Source organism: Pseudomonas sp. D4-21 (assembly GCF_051132125.1).
Lineage (GTDB): Bacteria > Pseudomonadota > Gammaproteobacteria > Pseudomonadales > Pseudomonadaceae > Aquipseudomonas.
In genome coordinates this window covers 935530-955543 of the sequence record NZ_CP071664.1, presented here as the reverse complement: position 1 = coordinate 955543, position 20014 = coordinate 935530, and the positions used below count along the sequence as shown (strand labels likewise).

The following is a 20014-nucleotide window of genomic DNA, read 5'->3' as shown; positions in this document are numbered from 1 at the left end:
ATTGACGATGAACATGAACCCCCTACGCGCCGCCATCGCCGCCGCGCTGCTGAGTGTCGCCGTTGGCGCCACGGCCAAACCCCTTGTGGTTTGCACAGAAGCCAGTCCGGAAGGCTTCGACATGGTCCAGTACACGACTGCAGTCACCGCCGATGCCGTGGCGGAAACCATTTTCAATCGCCTGGCTGATTTCAAGCCCGGCACCACCGAAGTGATTCCGGCTTTGGCCGAATCCTGGGACATCAGCGACGATGGCCTGACGTACACCTTCCACCTGCGCAAGGGCGTCAAGTTCCACACCACCGATTACTTCAAGCCGACCCGCGACATGAACGCCGACGACGTGGTCTGGAGCTTTCAGCGCCAGCTGGACCCGAATCATCCGTGGCATAAACTGTCGAGCGTGGGCTTCCCGTACTTTGAAAGCATGGGCTTCAAGGAACTGCTGAAAAACGTCGAGAAAGTCGACGAGCACACGGTCAAGTTCACCTTGACCCGCCGCGAAGCGCCGTTCCTGGCCGACATCGCCATGGCGTTCTCTTCGATCTACCCGGCTGAATACGCCGACCAGTTGCTCAAGGCCAACAAGGCCGGCGACCTCAACAGCAAGCCGATCGGCACCGGCCCATTCGTCTTCCAGCGCTACAACAAGGACGCCCAGGTTCGCTTCAAGGCCAACCCGGACTACTTCCGTGGCAAGCCACCGGCCGATGCGCTGGTATTGGCCATCGCCACCGACAACAACGTGCGCATGCAGAAACTCAAGACCAACGAATGTCAGATCGCGCTGTACCCAAAACCCGATGACATCCCCAGCATCAAGAAAGACCCGAACCTGAAGGTCACCGAGCTGGACGCGATGACCGTTTCCTACACCGCGCTGAACACCAGCAAGAAGTACATGAGCGACGTGCGTGTACGCAAGGCCATCGACCTGGCCTTCGACAAGGAAGCCTACGTCAACGCCCTGTTCGGCAAGGGCAACGCCACCGTGGCGGTTAACCCGTACCCGCCGACACTGCTGGGCTTCAATCACGAACTGAAGAACCCGACCCGCGACCTCGACAAGGCCCGCCAGTTGCTCAAGGAAGCCGGCGTGCCGGAAGGCACCGTGTTTACCTTGTTCACCCGCAACGGCGGCGGCCCGACCAACCCCAACCCGATGCTCGGCGCGCAAATGATGCAGGCCGACCTGGCGAAAGTCGGGATCAAGGTCGACATCCGCGTGATGGAGTGGGGCGAAATGCTCAAGCGCGCGAAAAACGGCGAGCACGACATGGTGTCCGCCGGATGGGCGGGCGACAACGGCGACCCGGATAACTTCCTGACGCCTATGCTCAGTTGCGAAGCCGCCAAGAACGGCGAAAACTACGCGCGCTGGTGCAACGAGAAATTCCAGGCGCTGCTCGACCAGGCACGCGCCACAGTGAACCCCGAGGAGCGCGCCAGGCTCTATGAACAGGCCCAGGTGATCTTCAACCAGGACCAGCCATGGATCAGCATGGCCCACACCCGCATGTTCACGGCAATGCGCAAGAACGTAGAGGGCTACGTGATTAGCCCGCTCACCACCAACAACTTCGCCACCACCCAGGTGAAGTAGATAAGAAAACGCCCTTCGACGCTTGACCCCAAGCCTCGAAGGGCACGCCTAACCGGCTGATGAGGTACACCTGAAGATGTTTAGTTTTATTGCCCGCCGACTGGGATTATTGATCCCCACGTTCTTCGGCATCACCTTGCTGACCTTCGCGTTGATTCGCATGATCCCCGGCGACCCCGTGGAAGTGATGATGGGCGAACGTCGGGTCGATCCCGAAATGCATGCACAGGCAATGGAACGCCTTGGCCTCAACAAACCGCTGTATGCCCAATACCTGGACTACATCGGCAAACTGGCCCAGGGCGATCTCGGCGAATCGCTGCGTACCCGTGAAAGCGTATGGACCGAGTTCAGCTCCCTGTTCCCCGCGACCCTGGAACTGTCCATGGCCGCCTTGTTGTTCGCCGGTATCCTGGGCCTGCTGGCTGGGGTGATCGCGGCACTCAAGCGAGGATCCCTGTTCGACCATGGGGTGATGGGCGTCTCCCTCGCGGGATACTCGATGCCGATCTTCTGGTGGGGCCTGATCCTGATCATGTTCTTCTCGGTGTCCCTTGGCTGGACGCCGGTGTCGGGGCGGATCGACCTGCTCTACGACATCGAGCCGAAAACCGGCTTCATGCTGATCGACACGCTGCTGGCCGACGAGCCGGGCGCGTTCCTCGATGCGCTGCATCACCTGATCCTGCCGGCGATCGTGCTGGGCACCATTCCGCTGGCGGTGATCGCCCGCATGACCCGCTCTTCGATGCTCGAAGTGCTGCGCGAAGACTACATTCGCACCGCCAAGGCCAAGGGCCTGTCGCCGTCGCGCGTGGTGTTCGTGCATGGCCTGCGCAACGCGCTGATCCCGGTGCTGACCGTGGTCGGTCTGCAAGTCGGCACGCTGCTGGCCGGTGCGGTCCTGACCGAAACGATCTTCTCCTGGCCGGGCATCGGCAAGTGGTTGATCGAAGCCATCGGCGCCCGGGACTATCCCGTGGTGCAGAACGGCATCCTGTTAATCGCCTGCCTGGTGATTCTGGTCAACTTCGTCGTGGACATCCTCTACGGCTTTGCCAACCCACGCATCCGTCACCAGCGCTGAGATCAAGACCATGAGTACTCCAACTACCGCGGTAGCAGTCGATCAAAGCCTGCTGTACCCATCCCCTTACAAAGAATTCTGGCAAGCGTTCTCCCGCAACAAGGGCGCCGTCGCCGGGCTGATGTTCATGACCCTGATCGTGTTCTGCGCGATCTTCGCTCCGTGGGTCGCGCCTCATGACCCGAGCGAGCAATACCGTGACTTTCTGCTGACGCCACCGGCCTGGCTGGAAGGTGGGCAGATGCAATTCCTGCTGGGCACCGACGAACTGGGCCGCGACCTGCTGTCGCGCCTGATCCAGGGCTCGCGCCTGTCGCTGCTGATCGGCTTGTCGTCGGTGGTGATGTCGTTGATCCCGGGCATCCTGCTGGGGCTGTTCGCCGGGTTCTTCCCGCGCATCCTCGGCCCGACCATCATGCGTCTGATGGACATCATGCTCGCCCTGCCGTCCTTGCTGCTGGCCGTGGCGATCGTCGCCATCCTCGGCCCAGGCCTGATCAACACCGTGATCGCCATCGCCATCGTCTCGCTGCCATCCTACGTGCGCCTGACCCGCGCCGCCGTGATGGGCGAACTGAACCGCGACTACGTGACCGCCGCCCGCCTGGCCGGTGCCGGCCTGCCGCGCCTGATGTTCATCACCGTGCTGCCCAACTGCATGGCACCGCTGATCGTCCAGGCGACGCTGAGCTTTTCCTCGGCGATCCTCGACGCCGCCGCCCTGGGCTTCCTCGGCCTCGGCGTGCAGCCGCCAACCCCTGAATGGGGCACCATGCTGGCCTCGGCCCGCGACTACATCGAACGCGCCTGGTGGGTCGTGAGCCTGCCTGGCTTGACCATTTTGCTCAGCGTGCTGGCAATCAACCTGATGGGCGACGGGCTGCGCGATGCGCTGGACCCGAAACTCAAGAATGCCGCCTGAGGAGATTCCCATGTCACTGCTAGAAATCAAGAATCTCAACGTCCGCTTCGGCGACGCCACCGCCGTGCCGGTGGTCGACGGCCTGGACCTGAGCGTGGACAAAGGCGAAGTCCTGGCGATCGTCGGCGAATCGGGTTCGGGTAAATCCGTGACCATGATGGCGCTGATGGGCCTGATCGAGCACCCAGGCATCGTCACCGCCGACGCGCTGAACTTCGACGGCAAGAACATGCTCAAGCTGAGCAACCGCCAGCGTCGGCAGATCGTCGGCAAGGACCTGGCGATGGTGTTCCAGGACCCGATGACCGCGCTCAATCCCAGCTACACCGTCGGTTTCCAGATCGAAGAAGTGCTGCGCCTGCACCTGAAGATGTCCGGCAAAGCCGCCCGCAAGCGCGCCATCGAACTGCTGGAAAAAGTCGAAATTCCCGGCGCCGCCAGCCGCATGGACGCGTACCCGCACCAACTGTCCGGCGGCATGAGCCAGCGCGTGGCGATTGCCATGGCGATTGCCGGCGAGCCGAAGTTGTTGATTGCCGATGAACCGACCACAGCCCTGGACGTGACCATCCAGGCGCAGATCATGGACCTGCTGCTGGCCCTGCAAAAAGAGCAGAACATGGGCCTGGTGCTGATCACCCACGACCTCGCCGTCGTGGCTGAAACCGCCCAGCGCGTGTGCGTGATGTACGCCGGCCAGGCCGTGGAAGTGGGCAAGGTGCCTCAGTTGTTCGACATTCCCGCCCACCCATACAGCGAAGCGCTGCTGGCGGCGATTCCGGAACACAGCATGGGCGCCGAGCGCCTGGCGACCTTACCGGGTATCGTTCCCGGTCGCTATGACCGTCCGCAAGGCTGCCTGCTGTCGCCGCGCTGCCCGTATGTGCGCGACAACTGTCGCCAGGAGCGCCCTGCTCTCGATCCGAAAACCAACAGCCTCGCCCGCTGCTTCTACCCGTTGAACCAGGAGGTGGCGTGATGGCCGTCGTACTTACCGCCCGTGACCTGACCCGTCATTACGAAGTGTCCCGTGGCATGTTCAAGGGCCATGCGACCGTGCGCGCCCTCAACGGGGTGTCGTTCGAACTGGAGGCCGGCAAGACCCTGGCCGTGGTGGGCGAATCCGGTTGCGGCAAATCCACCCTCGCCCGGGCCCTGACGCTGATCGAAGAGCCGTCCGCCGGCTCCTTGAAAATCGCCGGTCAGGAAGTGGCCGGCGCCAACAAGGCCGAACGCAAGCAACTGCGTAAAGACGTGCAGATGGTGTTCCAGAGCCCGTATGCGTCCCTCAACCCGCGGCAGAAAATCGGTGATCAACTGGCCGAGCCGTTGCTGATCAACACCAACCTGTCGGCCACCGAGCGGCGTGAGAAAGTCCAGGCGATGATGAAGCAGGTGGGCTTGCGTCCCGAGCATTACCAGCGCTACCCGCACATGTTCTCCGGCGGCCAGCGCCAGCGCATCGCCCTGGCCCGCGCCATGATGCTGCAACCCAAGGTGCTGGTGGCGGACGAACCGACCTCGGCGCTGGACGTATCGATCCAGGCCCAGGTGCTGAACCTGTTCATGGACCTGCAACAGGAATTCAACACCGCCTACGTGTTCATTTCCCACAACCTGGCGGTGGTCCAGCACGTCGCTGACGACGTGATGGTGATGTACCTCGGCCGCCCAGTGGAAATGGGCCCCAACGAGTCGATCTACAGCCGCCCGCTGCACCCGTACACCCAGGCGCTGCTGTCGGCCACCCCGACCATCCACCCGGACCCGAACAAGCCGAAGATCAAAATCGTCGGCGAACTGCCCAATCCGTTGAACCCGCCGTCCGGCTGCGCCTTCCACAAGCGCTGCCCGTACGCGACCGAGCGCTGCAAGACTGAAGAACCGGCGTTGCGGCCGTTGGATAACCGGTTGGTGGCGTGTCACTACGCCGAGCGGTTCCTCGACGGTGCTGCATAAACGCAGAAGGTAGATAAAGCTCTTGTGGCGAGGGAGCTTGCTCCCGCTGGGCCGCGCAGCGGCCCCCCTTTCTTGGGCCCGCTGCGCAGGCCAGCGGGAGCAAGCTCCCTCGCCACAGGGGTGAATCTTCGCCTTGGGGGCAGTACATCTGGCATAAAAAACCCCTCCAGCCCCGACTGACTCTCAGTTGGGGCTGAAGGGGTTTTCTTTAGGTCAGAAATCTACGTCTGGCTATCGCCCTCTGCATCTTCATCGCTATCCGGTGTATCGATTGGCGAACCATCATCATCCTCGCCATCGTCCGGATCGCCTGCGTCCGCATCGGTCGCGGCCAGCATCATCTCGCCTTGCACCACCGAACCGCTCGAGGCGTGTTTCTCATGCTCATCGCACTCGGCCCACGCAGCCGTTGAGCCGAGGGAAAGCACCACCAAAACTTTCAGCAAAAACATCATGCGCAGCAGCTTATTCATAGCCCAATTCCTTCTTTATCCGGATACAGCAGAGCCCGATGGCGCTTAAGGGAAGCTAATTTTGAACAAAGTAGCACACAAGATAGGACGCCCCGAAACAGCTAGAAATGCCGCCATCGTAAAGACAAGTTTTGAATAAACCTTATTACAAAAGGTGCTGATCGCCGTTTCCCATTGCCTGGGTTTGGGTGATCAAGAATGGAGAAGTGGCACAAAAACCCACCAGAATCAGACCCCACCTCGTCCTATTCAAGCCTCGCCCCGGAAAAATTCCACGAAGCCACTGAGCGGGCGCTCGATTATTATTTGAAGCCGGAACAGGCCAAAGCCAAGAAAGCCCCGTCAGCAGCGCAGCTCTTCACTGTCGTCGAGAGCATCGATACTGAAAGCCTGCTCGCCAACCTCAGCGAAAACCTGGCCTCCGCCAACGCCATGATCAGCGACTTGGCGTTCGATCTTGAGGGTTCTCGCCGGCATGTTGCGATGGGGATCCTACAAGTGACAGAGGTGAGTGAGCTACTGGCGAATCGGGCGCTGGATATCGCCGATCCACGCTAGCAACTCGCCGCACATCAAAAGGGCTGGCCGGCATTTGTAGGCGCCTCGACTACAAGGCCGGCAGCCCGTCCATGCAAGCTGAACCACTACCTTGAAAAACGCCGCCATCGCGAGCAAGCTCGCCCCCACAAGCCGCGCGTCAACTTAGCGCCAAGCGCTAGATCCTCACACCTCGCTATCAGTCACCTTGGCTAATTCCAGTCGCTCCTGATCCAATGCGCTCTCACTAACGATTGCCATGACTAGCGTACAGAAGAACGATCCGCCTTGAATAAAAAACCAGATGGACACCAACGCCACGAGGTCAAACTCTACGAAATGTGCAAAAGGCACGAGAAACAGAGCACACAGGAGATAAATGAGCCCTATCAAAATTTCGACCGAAGACGACTTAACCCCTCGCAGAAAATTTCCGGATTGTTTGAACTTATTCGTTCTAACCCACGAAATCTGGAGTTTAAATAAAGGTAAAATGAACGCCTTCACACCCACCCATCTCAGGGCACCTTTGAGCATCAATGTCATGAAATAATCACGCACTTCGTTGCTCCCCAGTTCTCTGACGCCGATCCATATTTCAAGAAATTTTACAACCACTGCCGCCCCAATCAAACCCAAGAAACCATGGGGTATTTGCAATACCTGCGAACTCGACACCAGAAAGACGCAAACGAGAAAAAAAGATATATCCACCAAAAATGCGCACGCACCGATACAATCTTTAAAGGTCGTATACAATCTCAAGCTTCTTTGAGCCACCGTCATTTTTTCGTTAGTCAGCCCAAGGTATCGACGCCAATTCACCCTGAACTCCTGGGTGGCTCCCGCCCACCAACGAAACTGTTGTTTTTTTATCCCGTCCAGAGTTTCTGGTATAAGCCCTTTGCCCCATGTGTCGCTGAATACATGCCCTGTATATCCCTTAGCCATAATTCTCATGGCCAGCTCCAGATCCTCGGTAAGCGCCCATTCTGCCCACCCGCCGAGTTCTTCAATCAAATGACGCCTAACCATACACACCGTACCCACCAAATAACCGGCACCGTATTCGTTCAAGGCAGGATGTACTGTTTTATGGCCAATTAAATAGTGATGATAAACGCCAGATAAAAACGGATTACCCCGCCACTCCCGATAGTCATGACTGGTCTGCACGAACCCCGTTTTTTCATCTTCAAAAAGTGCGATATATCGCCTTATGAACGCAGGGTCCACTATATAATCCGCATCGATAATCAAAACAATTTCTGCGTCGACGTTCGAGTGACGTAGCGCAAAATTTATGGCGCCCGCCTTTGCACCAGCGAGAGGATCGACATGAAAAAAACAAAATCGTTGCCCTAGTTTTGTACAGAATTTTTCAACCGGCTTCCAAAGCTCAGGATCTTTTGTGTTATTGTCAACAACCAACACCTCAAAATTATTATACTCAAGGTTCGCCACTGCACTTAGGGTGGCAATAACCAAAGCCGGAGGTTCCGCATAACAAGGAACATGTATGGAAATCAACGGATTCCACCGCCCATCGGCCATACTTATTTTTTGCAGCGCAGCATCACGCTTCGGAAAATTGATGGTAAATCTCGGCAAGTCTTCAAGCACTCTGCAAAGCATATAAAATACCGCGATGAGCAGACAAATAAGCTGAAAAACATAGATACAACCCCAAAGTAAAATCCCCAACTCCACTTGCTGAATTTTTTGATTTACAAAAATCAGGATAGCCACAGGCACAGTAAACCTAGCCACCAGCAGCCCGACACCAAACAGACTGATAATTGGAATATAAAAACGAACTAAAAACCCTAAAGCTACTCCGCCTAGCAAAGAAAACAACGCCCCCTCCATCTCTCCTGTAACGACGGCGACTGAGATGAGACTCGATATGAAACTCGTTATCCAGAGACCACTCCAAAAATATGCCGACGGCTTGGCATAGGAATATCTGGCCCAAAGAATAAGCGCACTTAAGACGTTAAGTGTGGCAGCAAAATATAACGACTCCACGATCGTCTCCCTGTATTGACATTACATGTGAAGCGTTTGTCGAGCCGAATCTATGCGCGTCGGGATAGGGCTGTCTACTGTCAAAGATGACAGTAGACAGCCTAAGTTATTAGCAAGTAGTAAACAAAAAACCCCTCCAGCCCCAACTAAGTTTCAGTTGGGGCTGGAGGGGTTTTCTTCAGGTCAAAAATCTACGTCTGGCTATCGCCTTCCGGATCCTCATCATCCGGCGTATCGATTGGCGAACCATCATCATCCTCGCCATCGTCCGGATCGCCTGCGTCCGCATCGGTCGCGGCAAGCATCAACTCACCCTGCGCCACCGATCCGCTTGATGCATGTTTTTCATGCTCATCGCACTCAGCCCAGGCAACCGTTGAACCGAGAGACAGCATCACCAACACCTTCAGCAAAAACATCATGCGTAGCAGCTTATTTATGACCAATTCCTTCTTTTTCCGGATAAAGCCGGGGCCCGACGGCGCTCAAGAAAATCTTGTTCTGAACTGCCCGGTTCACCAGATAAGACGCCACCGAACCGCCAGAAATGCCCCCACACGACAGAATGGTTTCGAATAAGCCTTATTTCAAAACCAACTAACACCCAAAACCCAGTGTGGGAGCGAGCCTGCTCGCGAAGAGGTCGGCACATCCAGCATCCAGGCAGCCTGACCCACCGCTTTCGCGAGCAGGCTCGCTCCCACAGGGGCTATGGATGACCGGGAGATCGAGGATCTGACACAAGACCATTGTGGGAGCGGGCTTGCCCGCGAAGAGGCCGGCACAACCAACATCCAGGCAAGCTGACCTATCGCTTTCGCGAGCAGGCTCGCTCCCACAGCTTTTGGCTTTAAACGCTTACTGCTTAGTGATGCTCCCGCGTCGCGCGGAATTTCACATCCGGCCAGCGCTCTTCCATCAGCGCCAGGTTCACCCGGGTAGGCGCCAGGTAGGTCAAGTGCCCACCACCATCCAGCGCAAGGTTTTCCACGGCCTTGTTGGAGAATTCCTCGAGCTTTTTCTTATCGTCACATTCAATCCAACGGGCGGAGTAAACGGTGATCGGCTCGTAGGAGCATTCGACCTTGTATTCCTCTTTCAGGCGGCTGGCGACGACGTCGAACTGCAGCACGCCGACGGCGCCGAGGATGATGTCGTTGCTGCGCTCCGGGAAGAACACCTGGGTGGCGCCTTCTTCGGCCAATTGCTGCAAACCTTGGCGCAACTGCTTGGATTTGAGCGGGTCCTTCAGGCGTACGCGGCGGAACAGTTCCGGGGCGAAGTGCGGGATGCCGGTGAAGCCCAGGGCTTCGCCTTCGGTGAAGGTGTCGCCGATCTGGATGGTGCCGTGGTTGTGCAGGCCGATGATGTCACCGGCGAAGGCTTCTTCCAGTTGCTCGCGTTCCGAGGAGAAGAAGGTCAAGGCATCGCCGATACGCACGTCCTTGCCGGTGCGCACGTGGCGCATCTTCATGCCTTTTTCGTATTTGCCGGAGCAGATACGCATGAAGGCAATGCGGTCGCGGTGCTTGGGGTCCATGTTCGCCTGGATCTTGAACACGAAGCCTGCGAACTTCTCTTCCACCGGCTCCACGGTGCGCTCGTTGGCAACGCGCGGCAGCGGGCGCGGGGCCCAGTCGACCACGGCGTCTAGCACATGGTCGACGCCGAAGTTGCCCAGGGCGGTCCCGAAGAACACCGGGGTCAGTTGCCCATCGATGAATTCCTGCTGGTTGAACTCATGGCAGGCGCCCTGCACCAGCTCCAGTTGCTCGACGAAACGCTCGTACTCATCGCCCAGGTGCGCGCGGGCTTCGTCGGAGTCGAGCTTCTGGATGATCTTGGTTTCGGTGCGTTCATGGCCGTGGCCTGGGGTGTAGACGATGATGTAGTCGTCGGCCAGGTGGTACACGCCCTTGAAGTCGCGATAGCAACCGATCGGCCAGGTGATCGGCGCGGCCTTGATCTTGAGGACGGCTTCGATCTCGTCGAGCAATTCGATCGGGTCGCGGATGTCGCGGTCGAGCTTGTTGATGAAGCTCACGATCGGCGTGTCACGCAGACGGCAGACGTCCATCAGCGCGATGGTCCGTGGCTCGACGCCCTTACCGCCGTCGAGAACCATCAAGGCCGAGTCCACCGCGGTCAGGGTGCGGTAGGTGTCTTCCGAGAAGTCTTCGTGGCCCGGGGTGTCGAGCAGGTTGATCATGTGATCGCGATACGGGAACTGCATGACCGACGTGGTAATGGAGATACCCCGCTGCTTTTCCATCTCCATCCAGTCAGAGGTGGCATGGCGGTCGGACTTGCGGGATTTCACCGTGCCGGCCACCGCAATCGCCTTGCCCATCAGCAAGAGCTTTTCGGTGATGGTCGTCTTACCGGCATCGGGGTGGGAAATAATGGCGAAAGTGCGGCGTTTCGCGACTTCGGCGGCCTGTTTGGTCATGGGAAATCGCCTGGCAGGTGATTCAAAAAAGGGCGGCGATTATAGCTCAACTTGGGCCAGGAACCGAACCGTTGAGCACATCGAGGGTGGCCAAATGCTGCCCAGCATGGGAACCTTTTGCCGCGTGGAGCCGTCCACAACCCTGATATGAGCAACCGTCGGGGCCTGCAAAATCAGCAAGTTAGCCTGACGAGGCTGCGCCCATGGCTCGCTTCGACGGTCCTTTGACCCGCCTCGAAAAGAGCTGCTTCTCGCGAACGTTTTCCCGGCATCCCATGATGGTTTGCCGCCCGAGCAAAGCGTGCGCCGACTAAAAGAAAAAGGAGTCCGCCTGTGGCTATCCGCTATGGCAAAGGGCTGACAGGGGCTGCGTTCGTCGTCGCACTCCTGGCCCTGTTGGTCCACTGGATTGGCATCGATACGATCCAACGCTACCGCGACGATCTGCTGTTTTACCTGCAAGCGCACCTGATGCTTGTATTGGCATCCATGTTGGCGGCCCTGATAGTCGGCATCCCAGCCGGCATACTCCTCAGCCGCCCCGGCATGGTCGGGCGTGCCGAACGCTTCATGCAAGTGTTCAACATCGGCAACACCGTGCCCCCCCTGGCCGTATTGGCCATCGCCCTAGGCGTCCTGGGCATCGGCAACGGGCCCGCCATCTTCGCCCTCTTCCTCGCCTCACTATTGCCCATCGTGCGCAACACCTATGAAGGCCTGAAAAACGTTCAGGGTTCCCTCAAGGAAGCCGCTATCGGCATCGGCATGACTGCGCGCCAGGTGTTGTGGAAAGTCGAATTGCCCAACGCCGTGCCAATCATAGTCGGCGGGGTGCGCGTGGCCCTGGCGATCAACGTCGGCACCGCGCCCCTGGCGTTCCTGATCGGCGCCAACAGCCTTGGCAGCCTGATCTTCCCCGGCATCGCCTTGAACAACCAGCCGCAATTGCTGCTCGGCGCAGCCTGCACCGCCCTGCTCGCTTTGCTGCTCGACGGGCTGGTGACACTGGCCAGCCGCCTCTGGCTGGAACGCGGTCTACGACCGTCCTGAGCCTGGCTGGATAAAGGAAACGTTATGAAGAAGATGAGCTTGATTCTGGGGTGCCTGCTGCTGTTCGCAGGGTTTGCCCAAGCCGCTGAAAAACCGCTGATCCGCCTCGGCGCCCGGGTATTCACCGAGCAGACATTGCTGGCGGAAATCACCGCGCAATACCTGCGTGACAAAGGTTACGACGCGCAAGTCACCGGCGGCCTGGGAAGCAACCTGGCCCGTAGCGCCCAGGAATCCGGGCAATTGGATTTGCTTTGGGAGTACACCGGCGTGTCGTTGGTGGCCTACAACCATGTCACCGAAAAACTCGACAGCGCCCAATCCTACGCTCGAGTGAAAGAACTCGACGCGAAAAAAGGCCTGGTCTGGCTTGCTCCGTCGAAATTCAGCAACACCTACGCCTTGGCCCTTCCTGAAAAAGTCGCGAAGAAGTACCCGCAGATCAATTCCATCAGCCAGTTGAACGCGGTGTTGCAGGCCGAGGCCGACGAGAACCATCTGGTTGCCCTGGACACCGAGTTCGCCAACCGTTCCGACGGCCTGGCCGGCATGGTCAAGCAGTACGGTATGAACCTGACCCGCAGGAACATCCGCCAGATGGACGCGGGCCTGGTCTACACGGCGCTGCGCAACAGCCAGGTTTTCGCCGGTTTGGTGTACACCACCGACGGGCGCCTGAATGCCTTCAAACTGAAGCTGCTGGAAGACGACAAGCATTACTTCCCCGACTACACCGCCGCGCCGGTGGTACGCCAGGCATTCCTTGACGCGCACCCTCAACTGGCCGCGCAACTCAAGCCCCTGGCCGAACTGTTCGACGACGAAACCATGCGCCAGCTCAATGCCCGCGTGGACGTGGATCATGAAAGCCCTTCCGCCGTTGCCGCCGATTTCCTGCGTCAGCATTCGCTGCTCTCAACCCAATGACCTGGAGGAAAAGCCATGGATTTTCTTGACGCCTTTTCCCATCTGGACTGGCCGCTGGTGCTGCACCTGACCTGGCAGCACATCACCCTGGTGGGCATCGCCGTGACCCTGGCAATCGTGATCGGCGTGCCGCTGGGCATTTTCATGACCCGCTTCCCGGCGCTCGCCGGCCCGTTGCAGGCCAGCGCCACGGTGCTGCTGACGATTCCGTCGATTGCCCTGTTCGGGCTGCTGCTGCCGTTCTATTCCAAGTTCGGCCAAGGCCTGGGGCCGATGCCGGCGATCACCGCGGTGTTTCTTTATTCACTGTTGCCGATCATGCGCAACACCTACCTGGCCCTGACCGGGGTCGAACCCGGTATTCGCGAAGCCGCCCGCGGCATCGGCATGACCTTCGGCCAGCGCCTGCGCATGGTCGAACTGCCCATCGCCGTGCCGGTGATCCTGGCCGGCGTGCGCACCGCCGTGGTCATGAACATCGGCGTCATGACCATCGCCGCCACCATCGGCGCCGGTGGCCTGGGCGTGCTCATCCTCGCTTCCATCAGCCGCAGCGATATGTCGATGCTGATCGTCGGCGCCTTGCTGGTCAGCCTCCTGGCCATCTTCGCCGACCTGCTTTTGCAATGGCTGCAACGCTCGTTGACTCCGAAAGGATTACTGAAATGATCGAATTACAAAACCTCAGCAAAACCTTCAAGAGCAACGGCAAGGATGTGAAAGCCGTGGACTCGGTGAACCTGACCGTCAACGAAGGCGAGATCTGCGTGTTCCTCGGGCCGTCGGGCTGTGGCAAGAGCACCACGCTGAAAATGATCAACCGACTGATCCCGCCGACCTCGGGCAAGGTCTTGATCAATGGCGAAGACACCACCGGCCTGGACGAGGTGACCCTGCGCCGCAATATTGGCTACGTGATCCAGCAGATCGGTCTGTTCCCGAACATGACCATCGAGGAAAACATCACCGTCGTCCCACGCCTGCTGGGCTGGGACAAGCAGAAATGCCACGACCGCGCCCGCGAATTGATGAGCATGATCAAGCTTGAACCCAAGCAATACCTGCACCGATACCCGCGCGAATTGTCCGGCGGCCAGCAACAACGGATCGGTGTCATCCGCGCCCTGGCGGCCGATGCGCCGCTGTTGCTGATGGACGAGCCCTTCGGCGCGGTCGACCCGATCAACCGCGAGATGATCCAGAACGAGTTCTTCGAGATGCAGCGGGCGCTGAACAAGACCGTGATCATGGTCAGCCACGACATCGACGAGGCCATCAAGCTGGGGGACAAGATCGCGATCTTCCGCGCCGGTAAATTGATCCAGTGCGATCACCCGGACACGCTGCTGGCACATCCCGCCGATGAGTTCGTCAGCAATTTCGTCGGCCAGGACAGCACGCTCAAGCGCCTGCTATTGGTCAAGGCCGAAGACGCGGCGGACAACGCCCCCTCGGTCAGCCCCGAAACCCCGGTGGCCGAGGCGCTGGAACTGATGGACGAACATGACCGGCGCTACGTGGTGGTCACCTGTGCCGAGAATAAGGCCCTGGGGTATGTAAGACGCCGCGACCTGTACCGTCAGACCGGAACCTGCGGCCAGTACCTGCGGGAATTCAATGCCACCGCCGCCTACGACGAACATCTGCGGATCCTGTTGTCACGCATGTACGAGTTCAATCGCTCGTGGCTGCCGGTGATGGACGCCGAGCGGGTGTTCCTCGGCGAAGTGACGCAGGAATCGATTGCCGAGTACCTGAGCTCCGGCAAGTCCCGTGGGGGCAAGACCAGTATTGTCTCGCCGGCGGAGGCTGCCTCAGTCTGACCAAGCACGACTGCTTTTGTGACGAGGGAGCTTGCTCCCGCTTGACCGGGCTGGCGCTCCAGTGCGAAGCGCTCGTCGCTTTTTTGGGGCCGCTGCGCGCCCCAGCGGGAGCAAGCTCCCTCGCCACAAAGGCAAAAGCCATATTGAGCAAGCTCGAAAACCGATCGAGGGGAACGTCAATCTGTCACGCAGGTCGGTTACATCATGAGCTGTCGCGGACCGCACGACGGATGCGTGCAAAAACGCGACATTTTTAGTTGATCTCAGGTCCCTCACGCCCTAAAGTTCGCGCCGAACGTCCATGCTGGAAACGATCCATCCGGCTCAAGTACTGACGACGAGACAGCAAGGCCAAGGGAATCAAGCGTCCCATGGCCTTTTTGCTTTCGGCGACATGCCTTGGGAAGTAGGCGAACCAAAGTGGGGATACGGAGGACGTTCGCGGGGGCAGCTTGCCCTCAAACCCATTGATTCTGATGTTTGCCAGTAGGAGTCCCAAGTATGTCGATCCAGGTCGAAGATTATTTCGCGCGCGAAACCTTTCAGAAAATGAAGGCGTTCGCCGACAAGCAGGAAACCCCGTTCGTGGTGATCGACACCGCGATGATCGCCCAGGCCTATGACGACCTGCGCGCCGGTTTCGAATTCGCCAAGGTCTACTATGCCGTCAAGGCCAACCCGGCGGTGGAAATCATCGACCTGCTCAAGGAAAAAGGCTCGAACTTCGACATCGCCTCGATCTACGAGCTGGACAAGGTCCTGAGCCGTGGCGTCGGCCCGGAGCAGATCAGCTACGGCAACACCATCAAGAAATCCCGAGACATCCGCTACTTCTATGACAAGGGCGTGCGCCTGTACGCCACTGACTCCGAAGCCGACCTGCGCAACATCGCCAAGGCCGCGCCGGGCTCCAAGGTCTATGTGCGGATCCTCACTGAAGGCTCGACCACCGCTGACTGGCCATTGTCGCGCAAGTTCGGCTGCCAGACCGACATGGCCATGGACCTGCTGATCCTCGCCCGCGACCTGGGCCTGGTGCCGTACGGCATCTCGTTCCACGTTGGCTCGCAACAGCGCGACATCAGCGTCTGGGACGCGGCTATCGCCAAGGTCAAGGTGATCTTCGAGCGCCTGAAGGAAGAAGACGGCATCGTCTTGAAGCTGATCAACATGGGCGGCGGCTTCCCGGCCAACTACATCACTCGTACCAACAGCCTGGAAACCTACGCCGAGGAAATCATCCGTTTCCTCAAGGAAGACTTCGGTGACGACCTGCCGGAAATCATCCTGGAGCCGGGCCGTTCGTTGATTGCAAACGCCGGTATCCTGGTCAGCGAAGTGGTGCTGGTGGCGCGCAAGTCCCGTACCGCCGTCGAGCGCTGGGTGTACACGGACGTGGGCAAGTTCTCCGGCCTGATCGAAACCATGGACGAAGCCATCAAGTTCCCGATCTGGACCGAGAAAAAAGGCGAGATGGAAGAAGTAGTGATCGCCGGCCCGACCTGCGACAGCGCCGACATCATGTATGAGAACTACAAGTACGGCTTGCCGCTTAACCTGGCGATCGGTGATCGCCTGTATTGGTTGTCGACCGGCGCCTATACCACCAGCTACAGCGCGGTGGAGTTCAATGGGTTTCCGCCGTTGAAGTCGTTTTACGTTTAATACGGCTGAATGAGAAGGTCCATGGGAAACCATGGACCTTTTTTATCTGCATAGCCACCTGTGAAAGTCATCCAGCATCGTCGTGCATTGCTCGAGTGTCTCAATGGCTGCGCCCAATCCAAAATTCAATTCTTTGAGATTGCCGGCATAACTTGCTCGCTCGACCTCTAGCATCGCAGCGTCCATGGACAGGTATAACGCTCGGGCAAGCAACCCCATCTGGGAATTAAGGTTACTGAAAATATTGAACAGGGCGGCAATATCAGCCTTGTACTCCGTAGCCCTGATTGACGCATCCGTGGAGGAATAACCCAGGTCCCATGACGGTGAAGTGCTGGCCTGCTGGAACAGTGCCTGCGCCAGCGTCGGTCGATCATGGCAATAGCAGCTTCGGTGATCCATGGCCCTCGTGAATATCGAGTACACCCCAAACGAGTCCTGGTTTATCCCGGCGAACTTGAAGTCGAGTTGCCTGATGGCACTTCTGACGTCAACAAGACGAAGGTAAAGCTCATGGACCAGATCCCCAACATTCTTCGGTGACGTTAGTTTCCAACGTTCGGAACGAGAAAGACTGAAACGTCTGTAGTCAATTTCAGAAAGTGGCGTTTGCCTGGGGGTTTTCTCTGCCAGACCCAACGCTTCTCCCGCGAACAGCCTCAGTTCAGCCACATGAGTATCGACGAGCGCCTTGGTATCACTGACATCCCCCCCTAATGCCGAAAGGGCCCGCCCGTTGAAGTACGCGTTGTCTAATCGCGAATCCCTAGGAAGCGACGCTGCCTGATGACCGCTGATGCGGCTCCTTTCAAGAACTGCCGATATCCTGTCAAAGACCGAGCGCAAGCCGCCAAGGAAAGAAATATAACGGTCCAATGCCCTGCGCTGCCCCTCAGTAAAATCATGTCCATATCGATCCATGAGATGTTCCTGGCGATGGCCGCCTCTCGGACCGCCATCGCCTATAGCATTAATTCAATCGGCGCATGCCGACGCGGTGCCAGACTTTTTCATGGCTGGAGAATGGGTCGTAAGTATTGCGTGAATCCAGGAATGAGCGCGCGCGCGTTACGGACATTCTCTTCGACGGGCCGCGACCTTTCCCACGCGAATGCCTTTGAAAACTTCTCATAGGCAGCCACGACATTTCCAAACTCCTTGAGGTAGTCCCAGCGAACACTGTCCAACCTATCCAGACTCTCAACCAAGTCGATTTTCCCTTGGACCTCAGAAAGTTCCTTGTGCCGGTCTCCCGCCTCCATCATCAGTTGATGAGCCCTGTCACGAAGCCTGTCGCGCCCGGCAACCATATTGAGGTAGGAAAGGGTTTCTCCTATACCTGCGATCGTTTTTTTCAAAGTGTCCATCGCCAACAATGCCACCTGCATCTGAGGAGGTGCCATACCCATTGCCATCAGACTCTCCACTGTCAGCTGAGCTTCCTGGCCAATTTTTTCGACGCCGTTTCTTCCAATCAACTCGATAGCATTGGACACCGAAGCGACCTGTTCAAGCAGCTCGACACGCTTGGCTTCGGCCTTATCTTTTTGCTCTTCTACAAATGTCCGGTCTTGCAGCAATGCAAGCGTCCATTGTTTCGATGCTTCCCTGTCGTATCGGGCGCTCAGGTTAAGTTCGATCTGCTTGAGGTTGTCGACCTGCTGGCTAATTTCTCCGGATGTGGCTCGAAGCGCTTTCTCCATATCGTAGCGTACCTCTTGCTTATCCGACTCACTGCCAGGCTCTTCAAGTTCGTCCTGATATCTTTCAAGCCGTCCGTTTGTTCTATTCAGGATATGAAGCGCACTCTGTGCGGTGTTGCGAAGGTTGAACGTCTGGCTGTCAATAGCGGTGGCCAAACCCGTCATTCTGCCCACCACGGCCGGTAGGTAATCATGCCGTTCAGCGAGAAACTGCGTTTGCGTCTTTGCAGTCTGGACATTCGAGTTGTAGCCATACAACGCCATGATATTGATTTGCGGATAATCCACACCACTTGATAACGAATACATTTGTACGCTCCTTGTCCTGATCAAATTACCGGCATCAATTTCCCGTTGAGCCTCTTCAAAAATCGCGTTCAGCGCCCGCGCGGTAGGGCCTATATCTTCGCCCCAAGGTTCAACCACCAGTTTGAGACTATTATGGAACGATCTCAGAGACACCGCATCGTGTACCTCATCGACTGTCTTCAGAGAGTCCTCAATGAACTGGCTGAGCGAATTCCAGACCAACATAAGGTTCTGCGTAGCGACTTCCGCTTCAATCGTGACCGCACTGAGATTTTGAAGATCACCCCGCACCCGGTTCAATGAAGAAAGTGTTTGATGTTTGCTACCCAATTTCGCGATAGCGGTATCTTGGGTGCTTTTCAGTTCGTTACGCTTTTTGCGTATGTTCTCGGCCTGAACGCCCTGGTAAATACCCATGATCAGACCGCCGACATTCAATGTCGCTGCGGCAACAATCGCTTCCTTGACCATGGCATCGTATTGGTTGTTGAGTTCATCAATCTCAGCGGCACGTTGATCGATGTCCTCCTGAATGCTCCGAATTTCGTCTTCATAGGGGTTTTCAGTCACAGCTTTCAAGCGCAACTTAATTCTCGGCAATACCTTTTCTCGCATGTCGGTCCCGAAACTATCCAGCTCCCGTCGGACCGCTTCAGCGGAGACATGACGGCTCTTGACCCCATCCAGTATGCTGTTGAGATAGAACTTTATTTCCCGGATATCCCCCGATGGGAGCGCCAGATCAGGAAGGTGCGGAATTTCAACCTTCAGCTTCAGGTATTCTTCAATGGTAGTTATGTTGTGTTCTTCCAGATACCTGGACGATCTAAGATCACCATAAACTTCGGAGATCGCAGCTCCCCGCCCGACGATAATACGGGCAAAGCCTTGCAGGTCAGCGCCGGTCAGTTGAATTTTTTCACGTAACGGTGACCAACGCCTAGCATGATCATACGTCGTGGTAAATGTTCCCAAAAAATCCATGGGCGTCAGCCCTGGGCGACCCGCATCACCGGCGCCATAGTTCAAATAGCTAATCACGTCAGTTAGCCGCTGAGGAAGCGACAATCCCAACATTTCATACCGTCTCAAGCTGATGACCTGTTCCTTGGTTAATTGTATCCCAGGCGCTCTGTTATATTGACCACCCCCCCCAAGCGACGCCTCGACGAAAACTTTGGGCGCTTTAGCGGCCGCCTCGACCACCTCTTTCCTCAACTTGAATTCCATAAAAGACTTCCTGTCTTCAATTGATAGATTACCGCCATCGACCGCGCATAAATACCTACTTTATTAATAGCCGATCGCGAAAAGACTCTAGAGCAGATCCATGACCACCGACAACGATTCAAGTATTAACAAAAAAAACAGCCGAGCGCGCCAAAGCGCAAAACTGTCGACCCGACAAATCCTGAAAGTTAAAAAGATCCAAATATGTTTATGGAAAGCGACACTGTTGAAAGACATAGGGCTGGCGGC

17 protein-coding genes are annotated in these 20014 nt (G+C 57.5%); 11 read left to right on the top strand and 6 right to left on the bottom strand.

Going from position 1 to position 20014, the window contains the following annotated elements:
• Nucleotides 1-7: 7 nt before the first annotated feature.
• The 5 genes from J3Q04_RS04150 to J3Q04_RS04130 all read left to right on the top strand — a co-directional run bounded on the left by J3Q04_RS04150 (nucleotide 8) and on the right by J3Q04_RS04130 (nucleotide 5571).
• Nucleotides 8-1603, top strand: a complete 1596-nt coding sequence (locus tag J3Q04_RS04150) for an ABC transporter substrate-binding protein (RefSeq protein ID WP_434607790.1) — start codon at nucleotides 8-10, stop codon at nucleotides 1601-1603.
• Between the two features lie 76 nt (nucleotides 1604-1679).
• Nucleotides 1680-2690, top strand: coding sequence for an ABC transporter permease subunit (locus tag J3Q04_RS04145; protein WP_063322947.1), 1011 nt, complete (start codon nucleotides 1680-1682; stop codon nucleotides 2688-2690).
• Between the two features lie 10 nt (nucleotides 2691-2700).
• Nucleotides 2701-3612 (top strand): ABC transporter permease subunit, encoded by a 912-nt coding sequence (locus J3Q04_RS04140; RefSeq protein ID WP_434607793.1) that lies wholly within the window; start codon nucleotides 2701-2703, stop codon nucleotides 3610-3612.
• Between the two features lie 10 nt (nucleotides 3613-3622).
• Nucleotides 3623-4591, top strand: coding sequence for an ABC transporter ATP-binding protein (locus J3Q04_RS04135; protein ID WP_420765548.1), 969 nt, complete (start codon nucleotides 3623-3625; stop codon nucleotides 4589-4591).
• A complete protein-coding gene (locus J3Q04_RS04130) occupies nucleotides 4591-5571 on the top strand; it encodes a peptide ABC transporter ATP-binding protein (RefSeq protein ID WP_030139820.1) in 981 nt (326 codons plus the stop codon). Before J3Q04_RS04135 ends, J3Q04_RS04130 begins: the two co-directional genes overlap by 1 nt.
• A gap of 221 nt (nucleotides 5572-5792) precedes the next feature.
• Here J3Q04_RS04130 and J3Q04_RS04125 read toward each other — a convergent pair whose 3' ends face one another.
• Nucleotides 5793-6044, bottom strand: a complete 252-nt coding sequence (locus J3Q04_RS04125; protein ID WP_420765549.1) for a hypothetical protein — start codon at nucleotides 6042-6044, stop codon at nucleotides 5793-5795.
• 198 nt (nucleotides 6045-6242) lie between these two features.
• Here J3Q04_RS04125 and J3Q04_RS04120 point away from each other — a divergent pair, with 198 nt between their 5' ends.
• On the top strand, nucleotides 6243-6602 hold the full coding sequence (locus tag J3Q04_RS04120; RefSeq protein WP_434607796.1) for a DUF6124 family protein: 360 nt from the start codon (nucleotides 6243-6245) through the stop codon (nucleotides 6600-6602).
• A 165-nt stretch (nucleotides 6603-6767) separates the two neighbouring features.
• Here the strand turns inward: J3Q04_RS04120 and J3Q04_RS04115 are convergent, their stop codons facing one another.
• The 3 genes from J3Q04_RS04115 to J3Q04_RS04105 all read right to left on the bottom strand — a co-directional run bounded on the left by J3Q04_RS04115 (nucleotide 6768) and on the right by J3Q04_RS04105 (nucleotide 11058).
• Nucleotides 6768-8609, bottom strand: coding sequence for a glycosyltransferase (locus tag J3Q04_RS04115; protein ID WP_434607798.1), 1842 nt, complete (start codon nucleotides 8607-8609; stop codon nucleotides 6768-6770).
• Nucleotides 8610-8800: 191 nt separating this feature from the next.
• Complete coding sequence (locus J3Q04_RS04110; RefSeq protein WP_434611663.1) at nucleotides 8801-9049, bottom strand: hypothetical protein; 249 nt, start codon at nucleotides 9047-9049, stop codon at nucleotides 8801-8803.
• A 425-nt stretch (nucleotides 9050-9474) separates the two neighbouring features.
• Nucleotides 9475-11058 (bottom strand): peptide chain release factor 3, encoded by a 1584-nt coding sequence (locus J3Q04_RS04105; protein ID WP_434607800.1) that lies wholly within the window; start codon nucleotides 11056-11058, stop codon nucleotides 9475-9477.
• A 333-nt stretch (nucleotides 11059-11391) separates the two neighbouring features.
• On the opposite strand from J3Q04_RS04105, the gene J3Q04_RS04100 reads away from it, so the two are divergent.
• From J3Q04_RS04100 to J3Q04_RS04080, 5 genes are all read left to right on the top strand, one after another.
• Complete coding sequence (locus J3Q04_RS04100; protein ID WP_420765551.1) at nucleotides 11392-12108, top strand: ABC transporter permease; 717 nt, start codon at nucleotides 11392-11394, stop codon at nucleotides 12106-12108.
• A gap of 24 nt (nucleotides 12109-12132) precedes the next feature.
• On the top strand, nucleotides 12133-13035 hold the full coding sequence (locus J3Q04_RS04095; protein ID WP_434607802.1) for a glycine betaine ABC transporter substrate-binding protein: 903 nt from the start codon (nucleotides 12133-12135) through the stop codon (nucleotides 13033-13035).
• A 15-nt stretch (nucleotides 13036-13050) separates the two neighbouring features.
• Nucleotides 13051-13704, top strand: coding sequence for an ABC transporter permease (locus tag J3Q04_RS04090; RefSeq protein WP_420765553.1), 654 nt, complete (start codon nucleotides 13051-13053; stop codon nucleotides 13702-13704).
• Nucleotides 13701-14858: an osmoprotectant ABC transporter ATP-binding protein OsmV gene (locus J3Q04_RS04085; protein WP_434607804.1), complete on the top strand. Its 1158-nt coding sequence runs from the start codon at nucleotides 13701-13703 to the stop codon at nucleotides 14856-14858. Before J3Q04_RS04090 ends, J3Q04_RS04085 begins: the two co-directional genes overlap by 4 nt.
• A gap of 501 nt (nucleotides 14859-15359) precedes the next feature.
• Nucleotides 15360-16523: a type III PLP-dependent enzyme gene (locus J3Q04_RS04080; protein ID WP_420765555.1), complete on the top strand. Its 1164-nt coding sequence runs from the start codon at nucleotides 15360-15362 to the stop codon at nucleotides 16521-16523.
• Nucleotides 16524-16565: 42 nt separating this feature from the next.
• Here J3Q04_RS04080 and J3Q04_RS04075 read toward each other — a convergent pair whose 3' ends face one another.
• Nucleotides 16566-17444, bottom strand: coding sequence for a hypothetical protein (locus J3Q04_RS04075; RefSeq protein WP_434607807.1), 879 nt, complete (start codon nucleotides 17442-17444; stop codon nucleotides 16566-16568).
• Between the two features lie 89 nt (nucleotides 17445-17533).
• Entirely contained in the window at nucleotides 17534-19765 is a 2232-nt protein-coding gene (locus J3Q04_RS04070; RefSeq protein ID WP_434607810.1) for an alpha-xenorhabdolysin family binary toxin subunit A, read from the bottom strand.
• Between the last annotated feature and the right edge of the window lie 249 nt (nucleotides 19766-20014).

Bases quoted from the DNA above. Each gene is read 5' to 3' on its own strand.
- J3Q04_RS04140 (WP_434607793.1), top strand. From the start codon at position 2,701: ATGAGTACTCCAACTACCGCGGTAGCAGTCGATCAAAGCCTGCTGTAC.
- J3Q04_RS04080 (WP_420765555.1), top strand. From the start codon at position 15,360: ATGTCGATCCAGGTCGAAGATTATTTCGCGCGCGAAACCTTTCAGAAA.
- J3Q04_RS04085 (WP_434607804.1), top strand. From the start codon at position 13,701: ATGATCGAATTACAAAACCTCAGCAAAACCTTCAAGAGCAACGGCAAG.
- J3Q04_RS04130 (WP_030139820.1), top strand. From the start codon at position 4,591: ATGGCCGTCGTACTTACCGCCCGTGACCTGACCCGTCATTACGAAGTG.
- J3Q04_RS04075 (WP_434607807.1), bottom strand. From the start codon at position 17,444: ATGGATCGATATGGACATGATTTTACTGAGGGGCAGCGCAGGGCATTG.
- J3Q04_RS04090 (WP_420765553.1), top strand. From the start codon at position 13,051: ATGGATTTTCTTGACGCCTTTTCCCATCTGGACTGGCCGCTGGTGCTG.
- J3Q04_RS04070 (WP_434607810.1), bottom strand. From the start codon at position 19,765: ATGGAATTCAAGTTGAGGAAAGAGGTGGTCGAGGCGGCCGCTAAAGCG.
- J3Q04_RS04145 (WP_063322947.1), top strand. From the start codon at position 1,680: ATGTTTAGTTTTATTGCCCGCCGACTGGGATTATTGATCCCCACGTTC.
- J3Q04_RS04120 (WP_434607796.1), top strand. From the start codon at position 6,243: ATGGAGAAGTGGCACAAAAACCCACCAGAATCAGACCCCACCTCGTCC.
- J3Q04_RS04105 (WP_434607800.1), bottom strand. From the start codon at position 11,058: ATGACCAAACAGGCCGCCGAAGTCGCGAAACGCCGCACTTTCGCCATT.
- J3Q04_RS04150 (WP_434607790.1), top strand. From the start codon at position 8: ATGAACATGAACCCCCTACGCGCCGCCATCGCCGCCGCGCTGCTGAGT.
- J3Q04_RS04135 (WP_420765548.1), top strand. From the start codon at position 3,623: ATGTCACTGCTAGAAATCAAGAATCTCAACGTCCGCTTCGGCGACGCC.
- J3Q04_RS04125 (WP_420765549.1), bottom strand. From the start codon at position 6,044: ATGAATAAGCTGCTGCGCATGATGTTTTTGCTGAAAGTTTTGGTGGTG.
- J3Q04_RS04095 (WP_434607802.1), top strand. From the start codon at position 12,133: ATGAAGAAGATGAGCTTGATTCTGGGGTGCCTGCTGCTGTTCGCAGGG.